General features: G+C 41.7%; 8 protein-coding genes. 2 read left to right on the top strand and 6 right to left on the bottom strand.

The window, feature by feature from the left end:
• A partial coding sequence (gene rlmD, locus O3622_RS03250) for a 23S rRNA (uracil(1939)-C(5))-methyltransferase RlmD (protein ID WP_371607014.1) occupies positions 1–1274 on the bottom strand: 1274 nt, incomplete at its 3' end.
• Between the two features lie 37 nt (positions 1275–1311).
• Here rlmD and recX point away from each other — a divergent pair.
• Both recX and O3622_RS03240 read left to right on the top strand, forming a co-directional pair.
• Complete coding sequence (gene recX / locus O3622_RS03245; protein ID WP_247929985.1) at positions 1312–2088, top strand: recombination regulator RecX; 777 nt, start codon at positions 1312–1314, stop codon at positions 2086–2088.
• Between the two features lie 88 nt (positions 2089–2176).
• Positions 2177–2710 carry a DUF402 domain-containing protein gene (locus O3622_RS03240; RefSeq protein ID WP_000775318.1) on the top strand — a complete coding sequence of 178 codons (534 nt, stop codon included), beginning with the start codon at positions 2177–2179 and terminating at the stop codon, positions 2708–2710.
• 70 nt (positions 2711–2780) lie between these two features.
• Here O3622_RS03240 and O3622_RS03235 read toward each other — a convergent pair whose 3' ends face one another.
• The 5 genes from O3622_RS03235 to O3622_RS03215 all read right to left on the bottom strand — a co-directional run bounded on the left by O3622_RS03235 (position 2781) and on the right by O3622_RS03215 (position 6985).
• Positions 2781–3548, bottom strand: coding sequence for an epoxyqueuosine reductase QueH (locus O3622_RS03235; RefSeq protein ID WP_000567567.1), 768 nt, complete (start codon positions 3546–3548; stop codon positions 2781–2783).
• 124 nt (positions 3549–3672) lie between these two features.
• Positions 3673–5295 carry a chaperonin GroEL gene (groL, locus tag O3622_RS03230; RefSeq protein WP_000031557.1) on the bottom strand — a complete coding sequence of 541 codons (1623 nt, stop codon included), beginning with the start codon at positions 5293–5295 and terminating at the stop codon, positions 3673–3675.
• 15 nt (positions 5296–5310) lie between these two features.
• Positions 5311–5595 carry a co-chaperone GroES gene (groES, locus tag O3622_RS03225; RefSeq protein WP_371607013.1) on the bottom strand — a complete coding sequence of 95 codons (285 nt, stop codon included), beginning with the start codon at positions 5593–5595 and terminating at the stop codon, positions 5311–5313.
• Between the two features lie 155 nt (positions 5596–5750).
• Complete coding sequence (locus tag O3622_RS03220) at positions 5751–6146, bottom strand: single-stranded DNA-binding protein (protein WP_000282436.1); 396 nt, start codon at positions 6144–6146, stop codon at positions 5751–5753.
• A gap of 77 nt (positions 6147–6223) precedes the next feature.
• Positions 6224–6985, bottom strand: coding sequence for an SDR family NAD(P)-dependent oxidoreductase (locus O3622_RS03215; protein ID WP_371607012.1), 762 nt, complete (start codon positions 6983–6985; stop codon positions 6224–6226).
• Positions 6986–7002: the final 17 nt, after the last annotated feature.

Genomic DNA, 7002 nt, shown 5'->3' with positions numbered 1-7002 from the left:
TCATAGACTTTTACTAGTTTAACCAAATCTCGTGCCAAGGTCGAAACATTGCAAGAAACATAGACCATTTTATCTGGAACATAGGTCAGGATGGTATCCAACAGCTTATCATCTAAGCCTGTACGAGGAGGGTCAACTATCAAAGCATCCGCTCGGTAGCCATCTTGATACCAGCGTGGAATAATCTCTTCTGCTGTCCCCGCTTCGTAATGGGTATTGTCAAACCCCATTTTTTGAGCATTTCGCTTGGCATCTTCAATAGCTTCCGGAATAATATCCATTCCTCTGAGACTCTTGACCTTCTTTGCGAAGGCAAATCCGATCGTCCCAACACCGCAATAGGCATCGATTAGATGGTCTTCTTTGCTGACATCCAGAGCCTTAATTGCTTCACTATAGAGAATTTCTGTCTGCTCCGGATTAAGTTGATAAAAAGCTCGGGGCGAGAGAGAAAACTCATAGTCGAGTACTCCTTCTTGAATGCTCTCTTGGCCCCAGATAATTTCCGTCTTTTCACCATAGATTTCACTTGTTTTTGCTGTATTTGTATTGACTGCAACTGTGACGACTTCTGGAAAATCCTTGACTAAGTCTTTGACCAGTTGATTTAAATTAAGCTGGCGATTTGTGACAATGATAATCTGAACTTGCCCCGTTTTTCTTGCTCTGCGTACCATGATGGTGCGAACGCCTATCTTTTTTCTCTCATCGGTGATGGGGATTTGGTGGTAAGTAAGAAGTTCAGCTAGGCGATTCGCTATTACTTGGGTTTCCTTATCTTGCACCAAGCAGTCTTTCAACTCTACGAGATAATGAGAGTTTTGCGCATACAAACCTGCCTTGACCTGATTTTTAAATTTCCGAGTCTGGAATTGAAGCTTAGCACGGTAGTACTTTGGTTCCTGCATTCCGATAGTTGGACGGATTTCATAGTTTTCATATCCTGCAGGAGCAAATTTTTTCAGGGCTTGATGGAGCAGATCCGTTTTGAACTCTAACTGTTTATCGTAGTGGAGGTGCATGATTTGGCAACCACCACATTCATTATAAATCGTACAAGCCGGTACGACTCGAAATTTAGACTTCTTATTAACCTTTAGTAATTTTGCTTCAACAAAGTTGCGTTTAATAGAAGTAATTTGACAATAGATGTCTTCTCCTTTGAGGGCTCCAGGTACAAAAACGAGGGTTTTCTGGTAAAAACCAATTCCCTCACCATTGATGCCCATCCGCTTGATTTTTAAAGGTATCTTTTGTTTGACTTTCAGATTCATACCCCTATCTTATCACATTTTAGGGTATAATAGAACTATGAAAATCACAAAACTTGAAAAGAAAAAACGTCTCTACTTGATGGAGTTAGATGGACAGCAAACCTCTTATATCACGGAAGATACCATTGTCCGTTTTATGCTATCTCGAGATAAGGTCATTAGTAAAGAGGAACTTACCGAGATTCAGGACTTTGCCCAGTTCTCTTATGGTAAAAATCTCGCTCTCTACCATCTATCATTTAAAGCTCGAACCGAAAAGGAAGTTCGTGAGTATCTGAAAAAGTATGATCTTGATGAAAAAATCACTAGTCAAGTTATCGCTAATCTTAAAGAAGATAACTGGATTAATGATCGTCAGTATGCCTACTCTATCATCAACGCAAATCAACTTTCTGGAGATAAGGGACCCTATGTGCTAGCTCAAAAACTGTCTCAAAAAGGGATTGTCAAATCAACGATTGAAGATGTTTTAAAGGATTTTGATTTTTCAGAGGTTGCTCAACGTGTGGCGGAGAAACTGCTAAAAAAATACACGGGAAAGCTTCCCGCTCGTGCCTTGCAGGATAAGATCATTCAAAGCTTGACGAACAAAGGCTTCTCCTATTCTGATGCTAAAAGTGCCTTTGATGACTTGGACAGTCAAGTCGACCAAGATACGACTCAAGAACTCATTTTTAAAGAGCTAGACAAACAATATGCTAAGTATGCTCGAAAGTATGAAGGATACGAACTTAAACAGCGTTTAACCCAAGTTTTAGCTCGAAAAGGCTATGATTTTTCGGATATAGCCAGCGCTCTCAGAGAATATCTTTAATATTTTCGTGTAAAATTCAAAAAAATTAGACCGATTTATGATATAATAGTAAATGATAAACTTATAAATTGTAGAAAGTTGGTTAGTTATGAAACTTCCAAAAGAAGGCGACTTTATTACAATTCAAAGTTATAAGCATGATGGGAGTCTTCACCGTACTTGGCGGGACACCATGGTACTAAAAACAACAGAGAACGCTATTATTGGCGTCAACGACCACACACTTGTTACCGAAAGTGACGGTCGTCGTTGGGTGACTCGAGAACCGGCTATTGTTTACTTTCACAAAAAATATTGGTTTAATATCATTGCCATGATTCGTGATAATGGGATTTCCTACTATTGCAATATGGCAAGTCCTTACTATCTAGATGAGGAAGCCCTGAAATACATTGATTATGATTTGGACGTCAAGGTCTTCACTGATGGTGAAAAGCGTCTCTTGGACGTTGAAGAGTATGAGCGCCATAAACGCAAAATGAAGTATTCTGATGATTTAGACTATATTTTGAAAGAGCATGTTAAAATCCTTGTTGATTGGATCAACAATGGGCGTGGTCCTTTCTCAGAGGCCTATGTCAACATTTGGTACAAACGCTACATAGAACTAAAGAATCGGTAAAGTTGTCAAACTGGGGTGTGAGCCCTGGTTTTTTTATTTGAAAAACCCAGCCTGGAAGCTGGGTTAATTGCTATATATCTAATTTAGTGACAGTAAACTTGATATGGGAATAATCTTTTTCAACATCCTTATCTAACAGGAAAGCCGTGGCATCCTTCTTAACCTGAACAAGATCAATGTTCTGGGCTTGAGCTGCATAGACGCATCCACAATAGCATTGACGATAGATATCATACTCCTCGCACATCTCCACTGAACGTTTGTAACCTTGATTTTTCTTGAAATCACTTGGAAGATAGTGGGTGGTATAAATCTTTTGCACATCGATTCCGATGCTGTTGATGGTTTGAGAATTCTTATGGGGACTGATGGTCAAGGCTGAACCAAAGTAATCAAAGCCCAAGTCCATAGCTACCTGTGCTGTTTTATCCAGACGGTAGTCAAAACAAACCTTGCAACGGTCACCACCTTCGGGTTCTTCTTCCAGTCCTCTGACTAACTTCCGGTATTCATTTGGTTCGTAGGGAGCTTCAAGGTACTGAACCGTATTGCCTGTTCGCTCATTGAAATCACTGACAAATTTCTTGGTGACGTAAGCTCGCTTGTGGTATTCTGCCTTAGGATGGATATTGGAATTGGCAAAATAGATGGTCACATCAGCGTATTTTGTCAGGTATTCTAGGGTGTAGGTACTACAAGGAGCACAGCAAACATGCATGAGAATAGTGGGACGTTGCTCATTTTTCTCCCAAACTTGAACCATTTTTTGCATAACACGGTCATAATTAATCTTCTGATTAGGATTCATCTTGCTCAGAATTTCTTCTACATCAATCATGTTCTTCTCCTTCTTCTAGTCTTATTTTATCATATAAGTTAGGAGAGCTCAAATCAATTTTAGAAGAGAAAACCTTAAAAGGAGGGATGTTCTTCCCTCCTTTTGTGTTTTTTATAAGTTGCTTTTACATCATGCCGCCCATCATGCTTGGATCCATTGCTGGAGCTGGGGCTACTGGTTCTGGTTTATTGGCTACGACTGCTTCTGTTGTTAAAATCAAGCTAGCTACAGAGGCTGCATTTTGAAGGGCAGAACGACTCACTTTAACTGGGTCAATGATTCCCTCTTCAATCATGTTGACCCACTCGCCAGTTGCTGCGTTGAAGCCTGTACCAACTTCAGCATTCTTCAAGCGGTCTATAACAATAGAACCTTCGAATCCTGCATTGTGGGCGATTTGACGAACAGGTTCTTCCAAGGCGCGGAGAACAATATTGCGTCCTGTCGCTTCATCTCCTGTCAATTCCAAATCAGCCACTGCTGGAATGACATTGGCAAGAGCAGTTCCACCACCAGCAACGATTCCTTCTTCCACGGCTGCACGAGTAGCGTTGAGGGCATCTTCAATGCGGAGTTTCATTTCTTTCAACTCAGTTTCAGTTGCAGCTCCGACCTTGATAACTGCGACACCACCTGACAATTTTGCCAAGCGTTCTTGCAATTTTTCACGATCAAATTCAGAAGTTGTAGTTTCGATTTGTGACTTGATAACCGCAACACGGTGGGAAATGGCTTCAGGATTGCCAGCACCTTCTACGATAACCGTGCTATCTTTGTCCACAGTTACTCTCGCTGCTTGACCAAGCGCCTCAATAGTAGCGTCCTTCAACTCAAGGCCAAGATCTTCTGTGATAACAGTTCCACCTGTCAAGATGGCGATGTCTTCCAACATAGCCTTACGACGGTCCCCAAAGCCAGGGGCCTTAACTGCTACTACGTTGAAGGTTCCACGAATCTTGTTCAATACAAGAGTAGGAAGAGCTTCACCATCCACATCATCTGCAATAATCAAGAGTGGACGGTTGCTTTGAAGAATACTTTCTAGAAGTGGCAAGATTTCTTGGATATTTGAAATCTTCTTGTCAGTAATCAAAATGTATGGATTTTCAAGGTCCGCCACCATTTTTTCGCTATCTGTCACCATGTACTGTGATAGATAACCGCGGTCAAACTGCATTCCTTCTACGACTTCAAGCTCTGTTTCCATACCACGTGATTCTTCAATAGTGATGACACCATCTTTACCAACTTTTTCCATGGCTTCAGAGATGTATTCGCCGACTTTCTCAGAACGAGAAGATACGGCAGCAACTTGGGCGATGGCTTCTTTATTAGCAACTGGAATAGCATTGTTTTTCAAGGCTTCTACAGCTGCGGCAACTGCTGCTTCAATCCCACGACGGATACCGATTGGGTTGGCACCCGCAGTGACGTTTTTGATTCCTTCGCGGACGATAGCTTGGGTCAAGACAGTTGCAGTAGTGGTCCCATCACCAGCAATATCATTAGTCTTAGAAGCTACTTCTGATACCAACTTGGCACCCATATTTTCAAAATGGTCTTCCAATTCGATTTCTTTAGCGATTGTTACACCATCATTGGTAATCAATGGAGAACCAAATGATTTTTCAAGAACAACGTTACGACCTTTTGGTCCCAAGGTTACTTTAACAGTATCTGCAAGGATATCGACACCACGGACCATAGCTGAACGAGCATCAGATGAAAATTTAATTTCTTTTGACATACTTACTTTCTCCTTCTATTCTTCAATGATTGCCAAGATGTTAGCTTCACCGACGATGATATACTTTTCATCGCCATCTTTGACATCAATACCAGCGTGGGCTTCAACTAAGACACGGTCTCCAGCCATAACGCTTGGAGCTACCAAGTCACCGTTCAAGGTACGAACACCTTGTCCAGTAGCTACAACTTGGGCTGTTTTTGTTTTTTCTTGGGCTGAGCCTGCGAGGACAAAGCCTCCAACAGTTTGCTCTTTTTCTTCGATTTTCAAGACCACACGGTCTCCTAATGGTTTCAACATTTGCTTTCCTCCATGATGAAATACATATTATTAGCACTCTTTATATCTGAGTGCTAAATCATAGTTCTATTGTATCACTTGGTCAGAAATAGTCAAGAAAAAAGTCTGACTTTCTCAAGATAAAAAGCCTGAGATTGACTCAGGCTTTTCTATGCTTAAAATGGCAATTCTTCCTCTTCCAAGACCAAATCTGCCAAATCCTGTCCTGCGTTATTTTCACGCATGGCACGTTGGGCGCGGCTTTCCAAAAGTTGGAATCCTGTGGCAAGGACTTCAGTCACATAGTTCATCTGGCCATTTTTCTCAAAGCGACGGGTACGAAGTTCTCCATCCACAGAGATAAGACTACCTTTAGTTGCGTAGCTTGCCAAGGTTTCAGCCAATTTTCCCCAAAGAACAAGATTGACAAAGTCAGCTTCACGTTCCCCATTTTGGTCTTTGTAACGACGGTTCACAGCGATAGTTGCACGCGCTACTGACTTGTCATTGTTGGTTTTGTGCAATTCTGGTGTAGACGTTAAACGTCCAATAAGAATAACTTTATTATACATATTTTCTTCCTCCTACTTATCTATTCGTAAGGAATCAAAAAAAGTTACAGAAATTTGTAACTTTTCGAAGAAATTTTTTATTTTTTATGCACCATGAAACCTGTCGCTTGTTGATTGGCCATAATAGTCATATCTGTAATCTGCACACGGCGAGGCTGACTGGTCACATAGACAACCGTATCTGCGATATCTTGTGCTTGCAGGGCTTCTATTCCCTGATAGACGGTCGCAGCCCGCTCTTTATCACCGTGGAAACGTACCGCAGAAAAATCTGTTTCGACAATTCCTGGCTGAATAGTGGTCACCTTGATGTCTGTCGCAATGGTATCAATTCGCAAACCATCTGAAAAGGTTTTAACTGCCGCCTTGGTGGCTGAATAAACTGCTGCACCCGCATAGGCATAAATTCCTGCGGTCGATCCCATATTGATAATATGACCCTGATTGGCTGCTACCATAGAAGGCAAGAAACAGCGAGTAACTGCCATCAAACCCTTGACGTTGGTATCCAACATGGTCAGCATATCCAATTCTTCATAGTCTTGATAGGGAGCCAAGCCAAGAGCTAGTCCAGCGTTATTGACTAATATATCAATCTGCCCTATCGTTTCCAAAATATCGGAGCAGACAGTCTTGACCATGGTCATATCCGTGACATCCAGTGGAAAGGTCCAAACGGTTTGATTAGGAAAAGTTTCTGCAAACTCTGACTTGAGAGTCTCTAGTCTGTCTGTCCGTCGCCCTGTTAGAACGACATTCTCCCCCTGCTCCAGATAAGCACGCGCAATCGCTTCACCGATTCCTGAGGTCGCTCCTGTAATCACTACATTTTTCGCCATCTTATCCCCCTCTATCT

Source organism: Streptococcus sp. 27098_8_51, from assembly GCF_041432205.1.
GTDB lineage: Bacteria > Bacillota > Bacilli > Lactobacillales > Streptococcaceae > Streptococcus.
The sequence above is the reverse complement of the archived record's forward strand: the minus strand, read 5'-3'. Positions and strand labels throughout refer to the sequence as shown.